We start from the raw sequence: 19,618 nt of genomic DNA on the forward strand, positions 1-19,618 counted from the left end.
TTAGACGAACCACATCTTGCGGGACATGTTGCCGTTCATCATCTCTTGGGTCGGATCAGTTTCCCAGCCATCCAGCTGGTTGCTGATGCCTTCGACAAAGTCGTTGAACATCGGGCAGATCAGGCCGCCCTGGTCACGGACCATCATGCCCATCTGGCTGTAGATTGCCTTGCGCTTTGCCGGGTCCAGCTCGGCACGCGCGGCAAACAGCAGGTCGTCGAACTCTTTGACCTTGAACCGGGTGTCGTTCCAGTCGGCGGTGGACAGATAGGCAGTTGCGTACATCTGGTCCTGCACTGGACGGCCGCCCCAGTAGGACGCGCAGAAAGGCTGAACGTTCCAAACTTCGGACCAGTAGCCATCATTCGGCTCGCGCTTGATCTCAAGCGGGATCCCGGCCTGCTGGGCGGTCTGCTGGAACAGGGCTGCGGCATCCACGGCGCCAGGGAAGGCTCCGTCGGCCACACGCAAAATGATGGGCGACCCGTCATGGCCGGACTTCTTGTAGTGTTCGGCTGCTTTTTCGACGCTGAACTCACGCTGCGGGATCGTCTCATCGAACAGTGGGTATGCTGCGTTGATCGGCATGTCGTTCCCGACCGAGCCATAGCCGCGCAGTACCTTCTCGACCAGCTCTTCGCGGTTGATCGCGTATTTCAGAGCAGTCCGCAGTTCGTTGCTGTCGAACGGCGCCGTGTCACAATGCATGATAAACACGTAGTGGCCGCGACCTGCCGTGGAATGCACGGTCAGGTTGGGTGCACGACCCAGCAGGTCTGCAACCTTGGGCTCAACCCGGTTGATCGCGTGGACCTGACCTGACTGCAGCGCAGCCGTCCGGGCCGTGGCATCGTTGATGACCACCACTTCGATGCTGTCAAAGTTGCCGAAATCCGGGTTCCAATGGTTCTCGAATTTGGAGAAAAGGTGGCGCACACCGGGTTCGTCCGCTTCCAGCTTGTACGGACCGGTGCCGATACCTGCGCCCGGGTTGTCCATTCCGCCGTCCGGCTGGATGATCAGGTGGTAGTCGGCCATCAGGTAGGGAAGATCGGCGTTCGGCTCGTTCAGGGTGACCTGAAAATACTCGCCATCGGCCTTCATCGACTCGATACCTTTCATGATGCCCAATGCGCCCGACTTCGAATCTTCGTTCGAGTGGCGCTGCATCGTTTTCAGCACGTCTTCGCTGGTCATGGTCTTGCCGTTGTGGAACTCGACCCCCTGACGCAGTTTGAACGTCCAAACCTTTGCATCGGCGCTGCCTTCAACGCTTTCGGCAAGGCGCGGCTCGATCGTGCCGTCAGGGGCGACTTCGACCAGTTGGTCACCGAACTGCTTGCCGTTCTGGAACGGAACCGAACTGGCATAGGTGGCCGGATCCAGTGAGTTTGTGGATTCACCGCCCTGCAGGCCCAGCTTGAGGTCGCCGCCCTTCTTGGGGCCGGCGGCGCGGGCGGCATCCGCAAAGATGGTGCTGGCCATGGTCGCCGACACGCCCAGTGCGGCTGCCTTGCCCATGAATTCGCGGCGGGTCAGTTTCCCGGCGGTCACCTGGCTGGCCATGTGAGTGAGTTGTTCGTTCATTCAAGTTACTCCCAGTTGCTTGAGTTTTTCGCCCGTTGGGGGCTTTTTATTGACGCATGAGTCAACGTTCGCGCATTTCACGCCACCGGGCAAGGTCAAATCTCGGGTGCCGCGGGGGCCTGTCCATCACATCTGATAGCGCGGGATGCTGTCCTCCAGTGATTTTGAAAAGATGGGCGTATCATTCTCGAACGCGTCGAGCGTCGCCCGCAGGTGAAAATGGGTCAGGTCCGCCCACATCTCGCAGCGCGCCTCGGTGCGTAGGCGCAGCGCGTCGCGTTCCAGCTCCTGCACCCAGGCGCAATCGCCGCGCGCAGAGAGGGGATCGTCGGGGTGGATGGTCCATTTCTCGTGCGCGGTGCCGCCGCTGATCAGACCGTGGTCGGCATCCTGGACCAGTCCGAAATCGTCCTCGATGACCAAGTGGATCAGGCCGGTGGTCATGTCCGTTTCGACGCGGCGGGCGTGGTTGGAGGGACGCAGGTGGCGGACCTGCCATGCGGTCTCAGCGTCGGGCGGCGGAAAGACGCATTCATCGCCATTGGCCCGGGGGCGAAGGGGCAGGGTCAGGTTACCGCCGCTCAGGTGCAGTTCGGCGGTTTCGGGCGTGGGCCAGATCAACGGCCAGTACGCGCTCGAGATCGCGATGCGCAAGCGGTGCCCCTTGGGCACACGATAGGCGATGTGGTCGAGATCCAGCGCGATGTCGCAAGGCTCTCCGGGTTTCAGCGGGCGCGGGTCGGCATGGCTGTCCCGGTGGGCCAGGTTCAGCACGCCATAGGTGATCCGGGTCGAGGCGCCATCCGGGTGCACATGGTTCAGGCGCACGGCGATCTGTGCCTGGGGCCGGTCGGCGGCAAGTGTCAACCGGATGCGCGGCGCGCCGACCAGATTCAAGTCTTCGGCCAGTGGCGCGGTGTCGAAACAGGCGGACAGTGCGTCATCGGCCCGCTGGTCGCCGGGCATGTCGGGACCCAGCCAGATGGCGCAATACTCGCCGCCATCCATCCCGCAGTGATGGGGCGAGCGGACGCGGGCATTCAGCGGTCCGTCCACACCCAGCCCTGAATCGGAAAGGGGCAGGGTGACAGTCGGCAGGTGGGACGTAGCGCCGTCATCCTCGGTGATCCAATGGCCCGGGCGCTCGGCATACCAGCGCGCCGGGCGCACGCCATCCATCAGATAGGCGCGATAGGCCGGGTCCTGTTCGACGCCGGTCTCTTCGCCCTTCAACCAGCGGTCCCACCAGCGCAGCGCCTCTTGCAGGAAGCCGATGCGTGGTTCGGGCACGGCAAAATGCGGATACTTATGCACCCAGGGGCCGACGATGCCTTTGACGGGCGCGGTCAGGTTCTCGACCAGCCAGGGCACCGTGTTCTTGTAGGCATCGCCCCAGCCGCCCACCGCCAGAGTCGCGGCCCGGATCGCGCCGGGGTCTTCGCAGACAGACCCATGCCGCCAATAGGCATCACGGGTCTGGTGCCGCAGCCAGACCGCGGGCAGGAACGGTTCGGCCTTCAACCGCTGCAGCCACATCTCGCGCCAGTCGTCACGCAGCGCTGGGTCGGGCGGGCGGGACGAATACGACCACATGGTGGCCCCCCAGCCCAGATTCTCGTTCAGCAGGCAGCCGCCCTTGTAGTGGATGTCATCGGCATAGCGGTCGGCGGTCGAACATAAGGTGATGATGGCCTTCAACGGGGCGGGCTGCAGCGCCGCCACCTGCAGCGCGTTGAAGCCGCCCCAGCTGATCCCCATCATCCCGACCGCGCCGCTGCACCAGGGCTGTTGGGCCAGCCACTCGATCACTTCGACGGCGTCATCCAGTTCCTGCTGGGTGTATTCATCCTCCATCAGTCCCTGGCTGTCACCATTGCCGCGCATGTCGACGCGGATGCAGGCGTAACCCCGTTTGGCAAACCAAGGATGGGTCAGGGCATCGCGCGCCGTCGTGCCGTCGCGCTTGCGATAAGGCAGGTATTCCAGGATAGCGGGCACCGGGTGCTGCACCACATCGACAGGGCGCCAGATCCGCGCCGACAGGCGGCAGCCATCCGACAGAATGATGCCTTGGTCCGGAACCTCTTCGATCTCGGCTAGTGAGTTTTTCGCCTGTGTCATGCGTCCAGTCTCGGGCGCATCGGCGGATGGTGTGAGAGGAAAAGCGTCAATTCATTCCTTTGTTGCGACAACCAGATCCATGACATTGGTTCCCGTGGGGCCGGTCACCAGCAAAGCGCCGACCCGGTCAAGGAACGAGCCCGCATCGGCATCGCGCAAGGCCTTGTCCGCCCCATTGGCCCATGTCGCGCCGGTCACGACACCGCCGGCCGCATCGGTCGGCCCGTCGGTTCCGTCGGTTCCACCGACCACGACACACAGCCCCTCGCATCCCTGAATCTCGCGCGCCAGCGCCAGGGCCAGCGCCTGGTTCCGTCCGCCTCGTCCCGGGTTTTCGGGCAGGACAACCGTCGGCTCTCCGCCAAAGATCATCGCGCCCGGCAGCATCTGGCGAAGCCGCGCGCCGATATCAGCGGCGACGGACAGATAGTCGTCGTGCAGGGACTCTTCCTCGGCCAGAACGTCTAGACCGGCGGCACGTGCCGCGTAGGCTGCGGCGCGGCGTGCATGTGCGTTCGAGGCAATGATCTCGACTCTGGCTTCGAATTGAGGGGCTTCGGGTGCGGCGCCGATGCCCGATCCGATGACGCCGATGTCGTCCCCCGGTACGTCCGAAATGGCCAGGACCGTCGCGCGCGCTCCGCCGAAACCGGCCAGCAGGCCCCCGCCCTTGATCCGCGACATCTCGCGCCGGCGGGCGTTCATGGCGGTGATGTCCAGGCCCTCGGACAGCAGCTGCGCGTTCAGCCGCGCCAGATCTTCGAGGGTGGCCCCCGGCACCAGATCCTCGGCCAGCGAGGACGCACCGCCCGAGACCAGCAGCAACAGATGCTTGCCGGGACCCATGGCCTGAACCGCCGCGCGCAGAGCCTGGCCGCCCTTCAGGCTGCGGGCATCGGGCACGGGGTGAGAGGCTTCGATGATCTGCAGATGTGACGGCAGCCCTTCGGCATGGCCGTCTTTCGTGACCACAAGGCCCGGTGTCTTGCCGAAATGATCCTGCGCTGCATTCATCATCGCCGCCGCGGCCTTGCCTACCGCCAGAATCTGATCGGGGCGCGGAACATCGGGCAGCGCCGCCTTGACCGCGCCATAGCCGTCAACGGCGGCAACGCCAGCCTTCCAGATCGCGATCGCCTGATCCTGCATCGTCATCACATGTCCATCCAGATCGTAACCGGGCCGTCATTGATCAGGGACACCGCCATATCCGCTCCGAAAGACCCGGTTTCGGTCGGAACGCCAAGCGCGGCCAGCGCGTGGGCAAAGTGTTCGTACAGGCGTTCGCCGGTTGCGGGATCGGCGGCCGCCGCAAATCCGGGGCGGTTCCCGCGCGAGGTGTCGGCAGCCAACGTGAACTGGCTTACCACAAGGACCGAGCCGCCGATGTCCAGCACGGACCGGTTCATCTTGCCCGCGTCATCCTTGAAGATCCGCAGCTTGGCAATCTTTGCCGCCAGTTGCTCGGCGCGGGAGTCGTCGTCACCCTGCATGGCGCAGACCAGCACCAGCAGCCCCGGCCCGCACTGGCCGATGACTTGCCCCTCGACCGAGACCGATGCCTCGGACACCCTTTGTATCAATGCGCGCATATCGGTGTCTTTCTCAAACTCCGCTCACTCGGCCGAAGCCCCACGCCAGGTGACGAACTCGTCCAGCGTGGCGCGCTCGGTCCGAAATTGGTTGGCCGGATGGTCGGTATCCGGATAGCCGAAGGAAATCGCGCAAAGGATCAGCCGGTTATCGGGGATGTTGAAATAGCGGTGCAAGAACGGCCCATAGGCGGCCACCGCCGCCTGCGGGATCGTGGCGATGCCCAAGGCCTGTGCCGCCAGTGTGAAAGCCGTGACAAACCCGCCGCAATCCATCGCGCCATAGGGGCCGAGTTCCGCCGGGCTGGACAGGACGGCGCAATGCGGGGCGCCGAACAGGTTGAAGTTTTCCATCATCTGCCGGGCCGATCCGGCGCGGTCGCCCTTCTCTACGCCTACTGCCTGGTACAGGGCCCATCCGCAGGCGCGGCGCCGGTCCTGATAAACGCCGGAATAGCCGGTCGGAAAGGGCAGGTCGGGCTCCGCCTGGCCTGTCTCGGCCTCGGCCCGCAAAGCGCTGCGGAACGCATCCGTTTCCGCGCCGCTGGTCACGACCACCTGCCAGGGCTGCGCGTTGCACCAGCTGGGCACCCGGGCCGCGCTGGTCAGAATCCGTTCGATGTCACCCCGCGGCACCGGATCGGGCCGGAAGGCGCGGCAGGAATGGCGCGCGGTCAGAAGCGTGTTCAGATCGGCCAGGGTCACGTCGTCCTCTCCTCCGGGGCAGCCGGCGGCAGGATGGGTGAGAAGCCGGGGATGTTCAAGGGGTTCCGCGGCAGAGTTTTCGGCGGCGGAACCCAGCGGTCATTGCTGTCCGGTCGCCACCAGATACCCGATGCCGGCTGCCGCCAGCAGGCCCAGGACGACCGCAATCGTGATCTTGATCGCCGACCAGGGCCGTTCACCCTGCACCTGACCGGTGCGACCGTTGACGACAAAGCGATAGGTCTGGCCGCGATACTTGTAGGCGGCCATCCAGACGGGCAGCAGGATGTGCTTGAAGGTCACGTCGCGGATGTCGGTTTCGATCGCGTGGATGCGCTGCCGGTCGCCGCCGATGTCAAAGCGGACGTCGCGCTCGATCACGCGGGCCATGTGGCCGCGGGCCTCCTGATAGCCTTGCTGCAAATCGACCGTATAGGCCTCGGCCCGGAACCCGGCCAGGTACTCGGGCTGATAGGGTTCCAGCGCGGGCAGGTCCCAAGGTTGCAGCGCGTCGGTGTATGATTTGGGCAAGGATTGCGAGGCCAGCACCAGCACGTCATCGAAGAACCGGGCCACCCGGCCGGATTTCGGTGTCCAGCGCACCTTGGGTACCTGCTGTTGCACCCGCTTGCCGTCACGCATCACGGTCCGGGTTTCGTAATAGACCACGCCCCGTTCGCCGCGATAGGCCGATTTCGTATCGGCGTCGAACGTCCAGTAGGGCACATAGATACCCTGCATCCTGCGGCCTTTGCGGGCGTAGTCCTTGAGCCCGTTCGGCGCGAACCACAGTCGCCCCAGCCAGTCGCTCATGGCCTTGTGCGCGGCGCGTTCGTCAAGCGCAAATGGCAGTACGCCGCGCGGTTTGATGTGCCGGTTCACGCCGGTATCGGTCACGACCGGGGTGGCGCAGAACGGGCATTCCGCGGCGTGGGTGTTGGGGTCGAACTCGACCTGCGCCGCGCAGTTGGGGCAGGTCAGAACCCGCGTCTCTTCGATCTCGCTGTCGGGCAGGCGGTCGGCGATGGCCGCGTCGAAGTCCAGCTCGCGCAGGCTGGCGCCTCCCCAAGGACCAGCACCGATCGGTTCGGAATGGCCGCAATGGTCACAGGTCAGCGTGCCGGATTGCGGATCGAAGCGATAGTCCGCGCCACAATTGTCACATGGAAAACGGTGTTCCGCAGAGCCGGGTGGTGGGGCAGGGGGCTGGGTCATAGGTGGTCAGTTGTCGGCGGGAAAGTGAAGATAGGCTGCGCGCTGCTCCTCGGGCAGGACATGCGGCAGCATCGCGGCCTCGCAGGTCCCGATCGCCCCGAAATTCTCGCGCGCCTCGGCCAGCGTCAGGCCGTGGTTGGCGGCAGAGGGTTCGCGGGGGTTCTTGTCGTACAGAATGTCCTCGTCCTCCCAAAAGCAGATCGCGCAAATCAGATAGGCCCCGCGCTCGGCCAGGGTGACATAACCGCAGCACGGGCAGATGAATTGCGGCGGCTGCGGCGCTTTGCGCCCGCCTGTCTTCGAGCGTTTCCGCGATGCGGTCATGCCGATGCCTCATGCCTCGGGCGGCGGAGGCGGCAGAATCGTGAAAAGCTGCGCGAGTTCCTGCACCTCGCCCGCTTTCTTCCATCCGTCCTGACCTGGTGTCCACACGAAGGTGTCCCGCGAAATCTCGCCCGCGCTGGCCATGCGGCCCATCTTGGCCTTCGAGAACGGCCCGCTGGTCTGACCGTCTACCGCGATATGCCACACATGCTCGACCGGAGGCGGAGGCGGCGGGGCCACATGCGCGGCCGGTTGCGGGGCAGCGGGCGCGGGCGCGCCCCACGGGCCTGACGGCCGACCCGCTGCCATGTTCGACATCTGGTTTGCCATCGCCATCCCCATGCCCATGCCGAGGCCTGCGCCCATGCCGCCGCCACCGCTTGGGTTGCTGGCTGCCGCCGTCATCGCCTCGGCCGCCGAATACTGGGTGAACTTGCCCAGATCCCCCGCCAGCCCCATCGAGGTGCGCTTGTCCAGCGCCGCCTCGACCGCCGGCGGCAACGAGATGTTCTCGATGTAGAATTCCGGCATCTCAAGCCCATAACCGTCCAGCACCGGCGAGACCTCGGCCGCGATCAGCTTGCCCAGATCGGCGGTGTTGGCGGCCATGTCCAGAACCGGGATGCCTGCCCCCGCGATCACCCGGCTGAATTCCTGCACGATGATGTTGCGGATCTGAAAGCTGATCTCGTCCATGGTGAACTCGCCATCGGTGCCCACGATCTCGACCAGGAAACGGGCCGGGTCCTTGACCCGGATCGTGTATGTGCCATAGGCGCGGATCCGGGTCGGGCCAAATTCGGGGTCGCGCAGCATGATCGGGTTCTTGGTGCCCCATTTCAGGTCATTGAACCGGGTCGTGTTGACGAAATAGATCTCGGACTTGAACGGCGACTGGAACCCGTGATCCCAATGCTGCAGCGTCGTCATGATCGGCATGTTGTTGGTTTCAAGCATGTAGAGGCCGGGCGTGAACACGTCGGCCAGCTGGCCCTCGTGCACGAATACGGCCGCCTGGCCTTCGCGCACGGTCAGCTTGGCGCCATACTTGATCTCGTGTCCCTCGCGCTCGAACCGCCAGACCATCGTGTCGCGGGTGTCGTCCACCCAATGAATGACATCAATGAATTCTCCGGTCAGAAAATCGAAAATTCCCATCTGGGTTCTCCTGTCATCGGGGTCAAAGCGATTGCCCCATCAATTCACGGGCGATGATCCGCACCACCGGCGCGGCCTCTTGCGCGGTCATGCCGGGTTTCAGGCGCGGATCATACAACATAGTCAGCAGCTTTTCGTCATGGCTGGTCAGTAGGGCGAATTCGTCGTCATCATTGAAGATCGAAGGCCGCGCCCGGGGGCTGTCATTGGGCAGCCCCAGCCCCTGGGCGATTTCCTCGTGGATGCAGCTCAGACGCATGAGGTCGGGTTGCTCGGCGCGCACCAGGGCGACGGCGCGCGTATAGGTGTTCGGCGCCCCGCGCGTGGCCGAGGCGAAGACAAAACAATAGAACGAGCGTGGCAGATCCGCGAACAGATCCAGTTGCTCTTGCGCGATGCCGGGGATCAGCTGACGCAGCCGGGCCTGCACATATTCGGTGTCATCCTGACCGGCGATGAAGACGTGGAAATTGCCGTTGCGGCTGACCGAGGACACGGGATGGCCGGTCAGGGCCGCCAACCGGGCCGAGAAGGCCTGTACATCGGCACTGTCCGCCGCGCGGCGCTGTGGCGGAACCGAGGGACCGAACTCGACCGCAACGCGGACCGGGCTGGCCCAGCGGCTCAGGCGCCCACCGACGCGTTGCCCGCCCGCCGAAACAGTGGTGCCGGGATACTCATTGTAAAACGCGATGGTTTCGAAATTCCGCGCCAGATCGTCGGCGTCATACGGGGTATCCGGCCCGCCCCCGTCGGTGCGCAGCAGGCCGCGCGTCAGCAGGTCGCGCTCGACCCGCTCGTAGTAGCGGGCCAGGTCCCGGCTGGCGGCCGAAGGTTCAACGTAGACATCAGCGGATGGAGCAGCCTCGGGTCGAGCCTGCGGCGCCAGCGACGTCTTGAGCGGATCGTCGCAGCCGGCGACGATCAGCAATACGCCCAAGCCGCAGATGCGCCCAAGAAGATGCCCCATCCGCATGCGCGCAGCCCTTATTTCGGCACGGCCGTTCCGGCGGTGTCGCCCAACCCGTCTTTGCGGGCCTTGGCCGAGGCCAGCGTGTCGCGCAGTTCCGCCTCCATTTTCTTCAGCTCTTGCTCGGCGGCGGCGCGGCGGGCTTTGCCCTCATCTGCGATGGCGAGGCTTTCATTGATGGTGCCGATCAGATCTTCGTTGGCCTTCTTGACGGCTTCGATGTCGAACACGCCGCGTTCCATTTCCTCGCGGATCATCTTGTTCGACTGGCGCAGGTTTGCGGCGTTCGAGGTCAGCAACTCGTTCGTCAGATCGTTGGCGTCGCGCACGGCGGCTGCGGCCTCGGCGCTGCGCTGGATAGTTACCGCCTGCGCCAGTTGGGTTTCCCACAGCGGCACGGTGTTCACCAAGGTCGAGTTGATCTTGGTCACCAGTGACTTGTCGTTTTCCTGAACCAGCCGGATCGAGGGCAACGATTGCATCGTCACCTGCCGCGTCAGCTTCAGGTCATGCACACGGCGTTCCAGATCGTCGCGGGCGGCCCGCAGGTCGCGCAGTTCCTGCGCCTTCATCACCTGCTGATCTTCCGGGGCGGCCTGCACCTCGGCCTCTTTCTCGGGGATGTCATGGCTGTCCAGTTCGGTCAGCTTTTCTTCGCCGGCCGCGATGTACAGCGCCAGTTCATCATAGAAATCCAGCGTCTTTTCATACAGCAGGTCCAGCGACTTGATGTCCTTCAGCAGCGTGTGTTCGTGCGACAGAAGGTTGTCGGTGATCCGGTCGATCTGATCCTGCACCTCTTCGTAGCGCGCGGTGAACTTCGCGAAAGGCGCGGCGCGGCCCAGCAGTTTCTCCCACCAACTGCGCTCGCGGCGCACGTCCAGTTCAGACACGGAAAAGCCACGGATCGTGGTGACGATGTCGCGCAGGCTGTCGCCGGCGGGCCCGACATCCTTGTTGCGAACGTCAGCCAGCATGGCCTGGCTGATTTCCTGCAGCTCGGCCTGCGCAGCCGACCCGAAGGACACGATCGAGTTGGTGTCGCCCATGTCGATCTCGGCCATGCGCTTGCGGATCTCGGCGCCGACCGGTTCGTCGGCTTCTTCCAAAGGCACGATCTCGGAACTCGGCTCGGGCAACGCGACGGCCACAACTTCCTGAACCAGCGTTTCGGCCTCGGCCGCCTTTTTCTTGATTTCGTCAGACATGAGAAGCTTCCCTGTTCTTGGTTTGGCCGGTCAGTCCAGCCGGACGCCTTCGCGCTGCAGCCTTTCGCGCAGCACGTCGATTTCGACCGTCAGATCACTGCGGTCATCCAATAGCATCTTTCGGGTGCGGGCCGAGAAATTCTGCTCGAGGTCGTCCAGCAGCGCCGAGTAATCGGACAGAGCCTGTGGGTCGCGGGTGCGCGCATATACATCGGCAAACTTGATCGTCGCATCGCGGGCTCCCTGCAGATAGACGGTCAGGTATTTGCGGGCACCGGCCAGATCGCGAGGATCCTCCTCGACCGTACGGAACAGATCGCGAGCGGTGGTTTGAAACCGCTCGACCCGGGCTTCGATCCTGCGGTCGCCGGCCCGTTTGATGGCATCCGACATCTGGTTCAGATGCGCTTCGGCATCTTCGACCACGCGGGCAACCCGGTCTTGCTGATAGGTGTCCACGCCCTCCATGCCCTTGTTTTTCATCGGGTCGAGGCCGAAGGCGACGGAATGCAGGGTCGTGGCCACGCCGCCGAACAAGATCGGCGCTAGGAGGCTGACCTGGCTGGCGGCCTCGGCATCCAGATAGTCGTTGCGATAGGCGGCCAGACCCACCCCAAGCCCGGTCAAAACGGACGAGAAGATCTTGCGGGGAAAGGCTGGGCGGCGCGCGGTGCGGCGCGCGTTGTAGGCATCTTCGGCTTTCAGCCCTTCACGCAGCAGAAAGGCTGCAGCGGTCAGAATGCCGGCGGCGAGCAATCCCAGGGTCATCCCGATCGCGCCGTCGTTGAGCGACAAAAAGACCAGAGGGATCGCCGGAACGAACAGGACATTGGCGCGTGCGCCGACCGGGTTCACCCGGGCGCCATCGTATTGCCCGCGCTGGGCGGGCGCGTCGGTGTCGGACTGGCCGTCGGGGCTGAACTTTCCGCCGTATCGCTTGGCCATGGCTTCAGAGCCCCCCGAGCCAACCGGTACAGACGCCGAACAACAGCACCAGCAGGGCCGCGTAGGCCATTTTTTGCACTCCGGTCCCGGACATGACGTCCTCCAACTGCGGTTGTCCCCTTGAAAACCTAGGGTATCAAGGGGCTTGGCGCTAGGGGGAAGGTTCGATAACCCGCGTCAATTGCGTGATTTCTTGCCGCCCGGCCTGCGGGATCTTTGGGGGCGGCTTGAGCGTTTCGCAGCAGCCGGTGGGGTTTCGGGTTCCAGGCCCAGCTGGTCGCGTAGAACGCGGCGACGGATTTCCTCGACCTCGCCGGGTTTGAGATTGCCCAGCTGGAACGGTCCGTAGGACACGCGCAAAAGCCGGTTCACGGTAAAGCCGATGTCTTCGATCGCGCGGCGGATTTCTCGGTTCTTGCCCTCGCGCAGTCCGATCGTCAGCCATGCATTCGCACCTTGCTGGCGGTCCAGCGACACGGTCATGGGCTGGAACCTTTCGCCCTCGATCACAAGACCTTGGCGCAGGGGGGCAAAGTCCTCGTCCTTGGGGCGGCCGTTGATCCGCACCCGGTATTTGCGCAGCCAGCCGGTCGAGGGCAGCTCGAGCTTGCGCTTGATGGCCCCGTCATTGGTCAGCAGCAACAGGCCCTCTGAATTCAGGTCCAGCCGGCCAACGCTCATGACGCGGGGCATGCTCTCGGGCAGGTTGTCGAAGATCGTGGGGCGGCCTTTTTCGTCGCGGTTCGTGGTCACCAGACCGGTTGGCTTGTGATACAGCCACAGACGCGCGGGTTCGGGCTCGGCCACGGGCTTGCCGTCGACGGTGATCCTGTCGTTGGGCGTGACGTTCAGCGCCGGGCTGTCGATGGTTTTGCCGTTCACGGTCACGCGGCCCGCTTCGATCATGCGTTCGGCCTCGCGGCGCGAGGCGATGCCGGCGCGAGCCAGCACTTTGGCGATCCGGTCGCCGGGAGGAGGGGTGTTGCTCATGCCCTGCGCATAGCGCATCGGCGCGGCTTGCGAAAGGTGGGTTTCTGGGGCAGTCAGGGGCATGGTCTTCAGAACGCACATGGACAAGGCGCTGGAACAGGCGCGCGCGGCGGGTGATCGGGGCGAGGTTCCGGTGGGCGCGGTGATCGTCGCGCCAGATGGGCGGATCATCGCGGCAGACGGCAACCGTACGCGCGAGTTGCACGACCCGACCGCGCATGCCGAGATCATGGCCCTGCGCGCCGCCTGCCGGGCCGTCGGGTCCGAGCGTCTGACGGGGCATGACCTGTATGTCACGCTGGAACCCTGCGCCATGTGCGCCGCGGCGCTGGCGGCGGCGCGGATTCGGCGGATCTACTACGGGGCCGCCGATCCGAAATCGGGCGGCGTGGCGCATGGGGCGCGGGTGTTCTCGCACCCTCAGGCCCATCACAGGCCGGACGTCTATGACGGCATCGCGGCCGAGGACTGCGCCCGGTTGTTGCGCGATTTCTTTGCCGCGCAGCGCGGTGGCGGCGGGCCCAAAGGCTGAGGCGCGCTCAGGCCGATTTCACGACCAGTTCGCGGGGGATGTCTGCCAAGGGTTGCCCACCCGTCGGCGTGATCACGAAGGTTTCGGTGATGGCCAGCCCCCAATCGGGGGTCCAAAGACCCGGCATCAGGTGAAAGGTCATGTTGTCCTGCAGAACGGTGCTGTCGCCGGGGCGCAGGCTCATGGTGCGCTCACCCCAATCTGGCGGATAGCTCAGGCCCACCGGATAGCCGGTGCGATTGCCTTTGACATAGCCGGCCCGGGCAAAGCTGTCATAGACGCAGGTGGCGATCTCTTCGCAGGTGGCGCCGGGGCGGGCGGCGGCAAGCGTGTCCTCAATCGCGGTGAGGATCGCGGTTTCCGCGCGCCGGATATCGGCGGGTGGGTCACCCAGAAACAGGCTGCGGCTGGCCGGGCAGTGATAACGGCGATGGCAGCCCGAGATTTCGAAATAGGTCGCCTCGCCCGGTGTCAGCGGACGGTCGTTCCAAGTGATGTGCGAGGCCGAGGCCTCGGCCCCCGAGGGCGCGATGGGCGCAATCGCGGGATAGTCGCCCGCAAGACCCGGCAGCCCGGCGATGCCCGCCGCCTGAACCTCGGCCACGAGCACGTTCTTGGGAACCCCGGCGCGGAACCCGTCGCGCAGCACTGCGTGCATATGCGCGGTCAACTGCCCGGCCTTGCGCATCAAGGCGATCTCGGCCTCGCTCTTGACCGCACGCTGCCAGTTCACCAACCCGGTCGCGTCGATCAGCGCATCGCGGCCGAACGCGGTCTCAAAGATCCGGTGGCTGGCGGCCGAGTAGTAATAGTTGTCCATCTCGACACCCAGATGGGTTGTCCAGCCGCGCTCGCGCAGCAGCGATGCCAGCGACTCGACCGGGTGATGGTCGGGGTGCTGCACATGCTCTTCGGGCCAGTCGTGCAGGTCGTTGGGGTCCAGCCAGGTGGTCTGCGCCGCGCCGGGCTTGTCCTGCGTCCGGCCCCACCACAGGGGCGCGCCGTCGCGCGGGACGATCACCATCTGCGGGACGTAGAAGCTCCAGCCGTCATACCCTGTTAGCCAGGCCATGTTCGACGGGTCCGCAACCAGCAGGGTTTCGACACCCCGCTGGGCCATCGCGGAACGGGTCTTGGCCAGCCGCGCCGCGTATTCTTCCGCCGAGAAGGCCAGCGCGGGTGTCAAAGCTCGATCTCCTGCAGGACCTCGGGCTCGATGACGGTAACGCCCGGCAGCCCATCCGCCAGGTCCTTGGCGGATTGTTCCAGGATCGGGAAGGTCCGGTAGTGGCAGGGGATCACCGTCTTGAAGTCGAAATACCGCCGGGCGGCATAGGCGGCGGCTTTCATATCCATCGTGAAATAGCCGCCCGCCGACAGAATGCCGATATCCGGTTTGTAATAGTCGCCGATCCACTCCATGTCGGCCATGATCGTGGTGTCACCCGAGACATAGACCGTATGACCATCAGCCGACAGGATGAACCCCACCTCGGACCCGCCGGCGCGCGGGCCATCGGGTGTGGCGAAGGTCGAGCTGTGCGAGGCCGGCACCATGTCGACCTTGACCCCGTTCAGGTCGACCCGGCCGCCTTTGTTGAAGCCGATGGTCTCGATCCCTTCGGCCTCGGCCCAATGGGCCATGACGTCGTATTGGCCCACCACCGGAATGTTCAGGCGTTTGGCCAGCGGCAGAACGTCGGCGACGTGGTCGAAATGCGCGTGGGTCAGCAGGATATGCGTGGCGCCTTGGATGGCTGCGTCGTGCTGATCCTCGGGCAGCATCGGGTTGCCGCTCAGCCAGGGATCGATCAGCAGGACTTGTCCCGCCGCGTGAATTCGGAAGCTGCCATGCCCCAACCAGATGATTTTCATGAAAGACCCTCCTGAAACCGGTTCAGGGCCAGCCTAGCATCGGCTATGTAAAAATCCATGGACTGGATGCGAGAAATCGACGGCTATTGCGAGCGCCTGTCGCCGGACTATTGGGCCGAACCCGTAAACGCCGTGTCCAACGCGGCCTTTCTGTTGGCGGCATGGGTGATGTGGCGGCGGGTGCGGGGGCAGGGTCTGCCGTTGGCCAACTTGCTGGTCGCCATTCTGGCGGTGATCGGCATTGGCAGCTATCTGTTTCATACCCATGCGCAAGTCTGGGCCGCGCTGGCGGATACGACGCCGATTCTACTGTTCATCTTGGTCTATATCTTCGCGGTGAACCGGGACATCTGGCAGCTATCCACGCCGAAGGCGGCGGCGCTGACGCCCTTGTTCATCCCCTATGCGGCGTTGACCATACCGGTGTTTCAACTGGTTCCCGGCCTGGGCGGGTCGGCCGCATATGCTCCGGTGCCGTTGCTGATCCTGATCTATGCGTATCTTTTGCGCGCGCGCAGGCCGCAGGTGGCCTGGGGTCTGGCGGTCGGAGCTGCGATCCTGATCGCGTCGATCACCTTCCGCGCGCTCGATGCTCCGCTTTGCGCCCGCATCCCGATGGGAACGCATTTTATGTGGCACATCCTGAACGCCACCATGCTGGGCTGGATGATCGAGGTTTACCGGCGGGCCATGACGGATGCGGTCAGTCCGGCAGACGCCGCGCCACGTAGAACCCATAGCTGACAAAGTCGGAATAGGTTTCGTACAAGTCGATCTCGGCCCGTTCGGCATCGACAATGGCTTTGGCCTGCTCGGAATTGCCATGCCGGTCGAGGAAGGCAGGGAAGCTGCGTTGAAGAGGGAGATAGTAATTGTCCATCCAGCAGTCGGTGCCCAGCGGGAAATAGCCGACAGGTTCATAACCGGCCGTCTCGATCTGGCGGATCTTCTGTCCGGCGGTCGCAACTTCGGGATAGGCGGCATCCCAGTGCCGTGTCAGCGGTTCGGGGCGTTGATCGGTCAGCCAAGTCAGCTCGGACACAGCCAGGACACCGCCGGGTTTCAGGAACCGACGCCAGGCGTTCAGACCGTTTTCGAACCCCATGTTGTAAATCGCGCCTTCCGACCAGATCACGTCAAGGCTGGCATCGTCGAAGGGCAGGTCCTCCATCGACGCCTCAACCGTCTGAATCCGGGCCGCCAGGCCCAAGAACTGGGCGCGTCTCTCCAACTCGGCCAGAAAATCCGGCAGGAAATCCACTGCCGTCACCGATGCGCCTAGATGGCGCGCAAGGCAGAAGGCCGCAGCTCCGGTGCCGCAGCCAATGTCGGCGACCTTCAATCCGGGATCGGCTTGAACGTCCGCCAGCTTCAACGCCATTTCCGTTGCCGCGTCGCTGCCGGGGCCTTGCCGGTCGTTGGGCAGGTGCAGGTCGATCAACAATCGCATGTCATCGGTCATGATGTGTCAATCCTTGAAAGCGCGGGCCAGGTCTTCGGGCAGGTCGAACTCGTCCAGCACGCGTCGGCGCGCCTCAGACGACATCTTGCGGGCGGTCTTTTCGACGATGCGCTGAATCTTTTCGCCCGAGTGTTTCGCGGCGAAGGGTGCAAAATACCATTTCAGAAAGACAAAGCAGATCACGTCCTCCAGCGCCTGAACGTCGTCGTCGCGCTTGATGCCCTGTTTGCGCAACATAAGGCGGGCGGCGTCGATCTCGGCCTGATCGAAACCGGCCTCGGACATCAACTCGGCCACGACCTGCGCGTGATGCTCGGCTTGGGCCTTGCGCCACGCCAGATAGCCCGCGCGCCCCTCGGGGTAGGCCGAGCGGGCCAGCTTCCAGCGCTCGACATGCTGGCCGCGGGCGGCGATCTGCAATGGCTCTGATGCGTCGGGGAACAGTCGATGCAACTCGGCGCTCATCCGTTCGCCATAAAGCAGCGCAGCGGGGCGCCCGTCTTCCTGGGTGGGGTCGGCCGAATTGGCTGCGTCGATTGCGTCCAGAACCTTCTGCTTGCGCTCCGTCATGACACCTCCTGCGTTCGTCAAACGGGTTCGGCAAACCTGGTTGAGCCAGCCCGATACTGCGTGGTGCATGTACGATAAGGCATCGCGCCACAACAAAAAAGCGCCGACCCGTTCAGGGCCGGCGGCGCCACGAGGGCAGGTAGGGGACTGGGCCGGAAAAAAGGGGAAACCGGCCCGATCCAACAGGGAGGCAAGAACGAAGTCAGTTTCGGGGCGAGGTTTTTTCCTGGCTCACCTGATCCGAAGGGTGCTGATCGGGAAAGGTCAGCGTCGGGGTCAGGTCGCCCATCGGGACACCCAGGGCAAAGGCCGGAGCCGCTGCGGTGGCAAAAACTACAGACAGTGCAATCATGGTCGATTTCATCGGCTTCCTCCGAACTGAACTGTTTCGTTTACAGCATAAGGGGATGCAGCACGCGGACTTCAAGTGAAAAGTGAACGAAACGGTTCACTTTTTTGCGTGGCGGGTATTCTGGATCGGTCTGGCCCCGGCGCCGCCCGACCATTCCCGCACGCAGGCGGTCTTGCGACTGCTGCACCAGACGGGTAAATGCCCCTGTAACGCACACGAGGGTTTCCCATGTCGATTGACCAAAGCACCGCCGCCAAGGTGGCCAAACTGGCCCGGATCAAGGTCGAGGATGATGCGCTGCCGGCGCTGGCCTCGGAGTTCAACACGATCCTGGGGTTCATCGAACAGCTGAACGAAGTTGACGTCGAAGGGGTCGAGCCGATGGTCTCGGTGACGCCGATGCGGCTCAAGCGCCGCGAGGACGTGGTGACCGACGGGAGCATGCAGGACAAGATCCTGTCCAACGCCCCCGACGCGCGCGAGGGGTTTTTCGCGGTTCCCAAGGTGGTGGAGTAAGACATGAGCGATCTGAACAAACTGGGCCTGGCCGAGGCCCGCGACGCGCTGCGCAAGGGTGAAACCACCTCGGTCGATCTGACCGAGGCCTGCCTGACGGCCATCGACGCGGCCGACGCGCTCAATGCCTTCGTCCACAAGACGCCCGAGATCGCGCTGGAGCGCGCCAAGGCGGCCGACGAGCGCATCAAGGCCGGCGACGCGCCCGGTATGTGCGGCCTGCCGATCGGCATCAAGGACCTGTTCTGCACCAAGGGCGTGCCCAGTCAGGCGGCCAGCCGCATTCTGGAGGGCTTCAAGCCCGAATACGAATCCACCGTCTCGCAGCAACTGGCCGATGCCGGCGCGGTGATGCTGGGCAAGCTGAACATGGACGAATTCGCCATGGGCTCGTCCAACGAAACCTCGGTCTATGGCAACGCGGTCAGCCCGTGGCGGCGCGGCAATGACGACACTCCGCTGACCCCCGGCGGTTCGTCGGGTGGCTCGGCTGCGGCAGTCGCGGCCGATCTGTGCCTTGCGGCGACCGGCACCGATACCGGCGGCTCGATCCGTCAGCCCGCCGCCTTTACCGGCATCACCGGCATCAAGCCGACCTATGGCCGCTGCTCGCGCTGGGGCATCGTGGCCTTTGCGTCCTCGCTGGATCAGGCCGGGCCGATGACCAAGAACGTGCGCGACGCCGCCATCATGCTCGAGGCGATGTGCGGGCACGACCCCAAGGATTCGACCAGCGCCGACATTCCGGTGCCGAATTTCGAGGCGATGCTGACCGGCGACATCAAGGGCAAGAAGATCGGTATCCCCAAGGAATACCGGATGGACGGCATGCCCGCCGAGATCGAAAAGCTGTGGGCGGATGGCGCCGAAATGCTGCGTGATGCGGGGGCCGAGATCGTGGACATCTCTCTGCCGCACACCAAATACGCGCTGCCGGCCTATTACGTGATCGCGCCCGCCGAGGCCTCGTCGAACCTAGCGCGCTATGACGGCGTGCGCTATGGCCGCCGCGCGACGTTGGCGCAGGGCGATGGAATCACCGAGATGTACGAAAAGACCCGCGCCGAGGGCTTTGGCCACGAGGTGCAGCGCCGGGTCATGGTCGGCACCTATGTTCTGTCGGCCGGTTTCTACGACGCATACTACAACCGCGCCCGAAAGGTGCGGACCCTGATCAAAAAAGACTTCGAGGACGTGTTCGCCGCGGGCGTCGATGCGATTCTGACCCCAGCAACGCCGTCGGCCGCCTTCGGTCTGGGAGAGATGAAGGAAACCGACCCGGTTCAGATGTATCTCAACGACGTCTTCACCGTGACGGTGAACCTTGCCGGTCTGCCGGGCATCTCGGTTCCGGCCGGGTTGGACAAGCAGGGGCTGCCGCTGGGGCTGCAACTGATCGGCCGCCCGTGGGAGGAAGGCGACCTGCTGAACACCGCCTACGCGCTCGAATCCGCTGCGGGGTTCGTGGCCAAGCCGGGCAAATGGTGGTAACGGTC

General features: G+C 64.3%; 21 protein-coding genes. 4 read left to right on the forward strand and 17 right to left on the reverse strand.

All coding sequences use genetic code 11. From position 1 onward, the window contains the following. The 12 genes from AC2FMM_RS01935 to AC2FMM_RS01990 all read right to left on the reverse strand — a co-directional run bounded on the left by AC2FMM_RS01935 (position 1) and on the right by AC2FMM_RS01990 (position 12,878). Positions 1–1,587, reverse strand: a complete 1,587-nt coding sequence (locus tag AC2FMM_RS01935) for an ABC transporter substrate-binding protein (RefSeq protein WP_496795646.1) — start codon at positions 1,585–1,587, stop codon at positions 1–3. A 126-nt stretch (positions 1,588–1,713) separates the two neighbouring features. Further along, the gene (locus tag AC2FMM_RS01940) at positions 1,714–3,708 is read right to left on the reverse strand and encodes a CocE/NonD family hydrolase (RefSeq protein WP_496795647.1); all 1,995 of its coding nucleotides are present in this window, start codon (positions 3,706–3,708) and stop codon (positions 1,714–1,716) included. A 51-nt stretch (positions 3,709–3,759) separates the two neighbouring features. Continuing rightward, positions 3,760–4,863, reverse strand: a complete 1,104-nt coding sequence (locus AC2FMM_RS01945) for a glycerate kinase type-2 family protein (protein WP_496795648.1) — start codon at positions 4,861–4,863, stop codon at positions 3,760–3,762. Next, positions 4,863–5,300 carry a D-aminoacyl-tRNA deacylase gene (dtd, locus tag AC2FMM_RS01950; RefSeq protein ID WP_496712227.1) on the reverse strand — a complete coding sequence of 146 codons (438 nt, stop codon included), beginning with the start codon at positions 5,298–5,300 and terminating at the stop codon, positions 4,863–4,865. Before dtd ends, AC2FMM_RS01945 begins: the two co-directional genes overlap by 1 nt. 24 nt (positions 5,301–5,324) lie before the next feature. After that, positions 5,325–6,005 carry a nitroreductase gene (locus tag AC2FMM_RS01955; RefSeq protein WP_496795649.1) on the reverse strand — a complete coding sequence of 227 codons (681 nt, stop codon included), beginning with the start codon at positions 6,003–6,005 and terminating at the stop codon, positions 5,325–5,327. A gap of 99 nt (positions 6,006–6,104) precedes the next feature. Further along, positions 6,105–7,220 carry a TFIIB-type zinc ribbon-containing protein gene (locus AC2FMM_RS01960; RefSeq protein ID WP_496733948.1) on the reverse strand — a complete coding sequence of 372 codons (1,116 nt, stop codon included), beginning with the start codon at positions 7,218–7,220 and terminating at the stop codon, positions 6,105–6,107. Between the two features lie 6 nt (positions 7,221–7,226). Further along, entirely contained in the window at positions 7,227–7,544 is a 318-nt protein-coding gene (locus AC2FMM_RS01965) for a CPCC family cysteine-rich protein (RefSeq protein WP_496795650.1), read from the reverse strand. A 9-nt stretch (positions 7,545–7,553) separates the two neighbouring features. Next, complete coding sequence (locus tag AC2FMM_RS01970; protein WP_496741088.1) at positions 7,554–8,702, reverse strand: SPFH domain-containing protein; 1,149 nt, start codon at positions 8,700–8,702, stop codon at positions 7,554–7,556. 22 nt (positions 8,703–8,724) lie between these two features. Continuing rightward, on the reverse strand, positions 8,725–9,678 hold the full coding sequence (locus tag AC2FMM_RS01975) for a DUF2927 domain-containing protein (RefSeq protein ID WP_496795651.1): 954 nt from the start codon (positions 9,676–9,678) through the stop codon (positions 8,725–8,727). Positions 9,679–9,689: 11 nt separating this feature from the next. Continuing rightward, positions 9,690–10,880, reverse strand: coding sequence for a toxic anion resistance protein (locus AC2FMM_RS01980; protein WP_496683541.1), 1,191 nt, complete (start codon positions 10,878–10,880; stop codon positions 9,690–9,692). Positions 10,881–10,910: 30 nt separating this feature from the next. Next, positions 10,911–11,825: a 5-bromo-4-chloroindolyl phosphate hydrolysis family protein gene (locus AC2FMM_RS01985; RefSeq protein WP_496795652.1), complete on the reverse strand. Its 915-nt coding sequence runs from the start codon at positions 11,823–11,825 to the stop codon at positions 10,911–10,913. A 177-nt stretch (positions 11,826–12,002) separates the two neighbouring features. Beyond that, on the reverse strand, positions 12,003–12,878 hold the full coding sequence (locus AC2FMM_RS01990; protein ID WP_496795653.1) for a pseudouridine synthase: 876 nt from the start codon (positions 12,876–12,878) through the stop codon (positions 12,003–12,005). Here AC2FMM_RS01990 and AC2FMM_RS01995 point away from each other — a divergent pair. After that, complete coding sequence (locus AC2FMM_RS01995) at positions 12,877–13,347, forward strand: nucleoside deaminase (RefSeq protein WP_496683533.1); 471 nt, start codon at positions 12,877–12,879, stop codon at positions 13,345–13,347. The two genes, AC2FMM_RS01990 and AC2FMM_RS01995, sit on opposite strands and share 2 nt — an antisense overlap. A gap of 7 nt (positions 13,348–13,354) precedes the next feature. Here the strand turns inward: AC2FMM_RS01995 and AC2FMM_RS02000 are convergent, their stop codons facing one another. Beyond that, entirely contained in the window at positions 13,355–14,533 is a 1,179-nt protein-coding gene (locus tag AC2FMM_RS02000) for a M24 family metallopeptidase (RefSeq protein ID WP_496795654.1), read from the reverse strand. Next, positions 14,530–15,222, reverse strand: a complete 693-nt coding sequence (locus AC2FMM_RS02005; protein WP_496678675.1) for a metal-dependent hydrolase — start codon at positions 15,220–15,222, stop codon at positions 14,530–14,532. The genes AC2FMM_RS02000 and AC2FMM_RS02005 overlap by 4 nt, the downstream gene beginning before the upstream one ends. 57 nt (positions 15,223–15,279) lie before the next feature. Between AC2FMM_RS02005 and AC2FMM_RS02010 the strand changes: the two genes are divergently transcribed. Next, entirely contained in the window at positions 15,280–15,966 is a 687-nt protein-coding gene (locus AC2FMM_RS02010) for a ceramidase domain-containing protein (protein WP_496795655.1), read from the forward strand. On the opposite strand, the gene AC2FMM_RS02015 is transcribed toward AC2FMM_RS02010, so the two are convergent. From AC2FMM_RS02015 to AC2FMM_RS02025, 3 genes are all read right to left on the reverse strand, one after another. Next, entirely contained in the window at positions 15,926–16,684 is a 759-nt protein-coding gene (locus AC2FMM_RS02015) for a class I SAM-dependent methyltransferase (RefSeq protein WP_496678678.1), read from the reverse strand. The genes AC2FMM_RS02010 and AC2FMM_RS02015 overlap by 41 nt on opposite strands. Positions 16,685–16,690: 6 nt before the next feature. Next, on the reverse strand, positions 16,691–17,254 hold the full coding sequence (locus AC2FMM_RS02020) for a DUF4202 domain-containing protein (RefSeq protein ID WP_496795656.1): 564 nt from the start codon (positions 17,252–17,254) through the stop codon (positions 16,691–16,693). A gap of 202 nt (positions 17,255–17,456) precedes the next feature. Next, a complete protein-coding gene (locus tag AC2FMM_RS02025) occupies positions 17,457–17,618 on the reverse strand; it encodes a hypothetical protein (protein WP_496678680.1) in 162 nt (53 codons plus the stop codon). Positions 17,619–17,834: 216 nt separating this feature from the next. Here AC2FMM_RS02025 and gatC point away from each other — a divergent pair, with 216 nt between their 5' ends. Together gatC and gatA are read left to right on the forward strand one after the other, a co-directional pair. After that, positions 17,835–18,122, forward strand: coding sequence for an Asp-tRNA(Asn)/Glu-tRNA(Gln) amidotransferase subunit GatC (gene gatC, locus AC2FMM_RS02030; RefSeq protein WP_496678682.1), 288 nt, complete (start codon positions 17,835–17,837; stop codon positions 18,120–18,122). A gap of 3 nt (positions 18,123–18,125) precedes the next feature. Then, positions 18,126–19,613 (forward strand): Asp-tRNA(Asn)/Glu-tRNA(Gln) amidotransferase subunit GatA, encoded by a 1,488-nt coding sequence (gene gatA, locus AC2FMM_RS02035; RefSeq protein WP_496795657.1) that lies wholly within the window; start codon positions 18,126–18,128, stop codon positions 19,611–19,613. Positions 19,614–19,618 lie beyond the last annotated feature (5 nt).

It is taken from the genome of Ruegeria sp. BHSC043 (assembly GCF_059612985.1).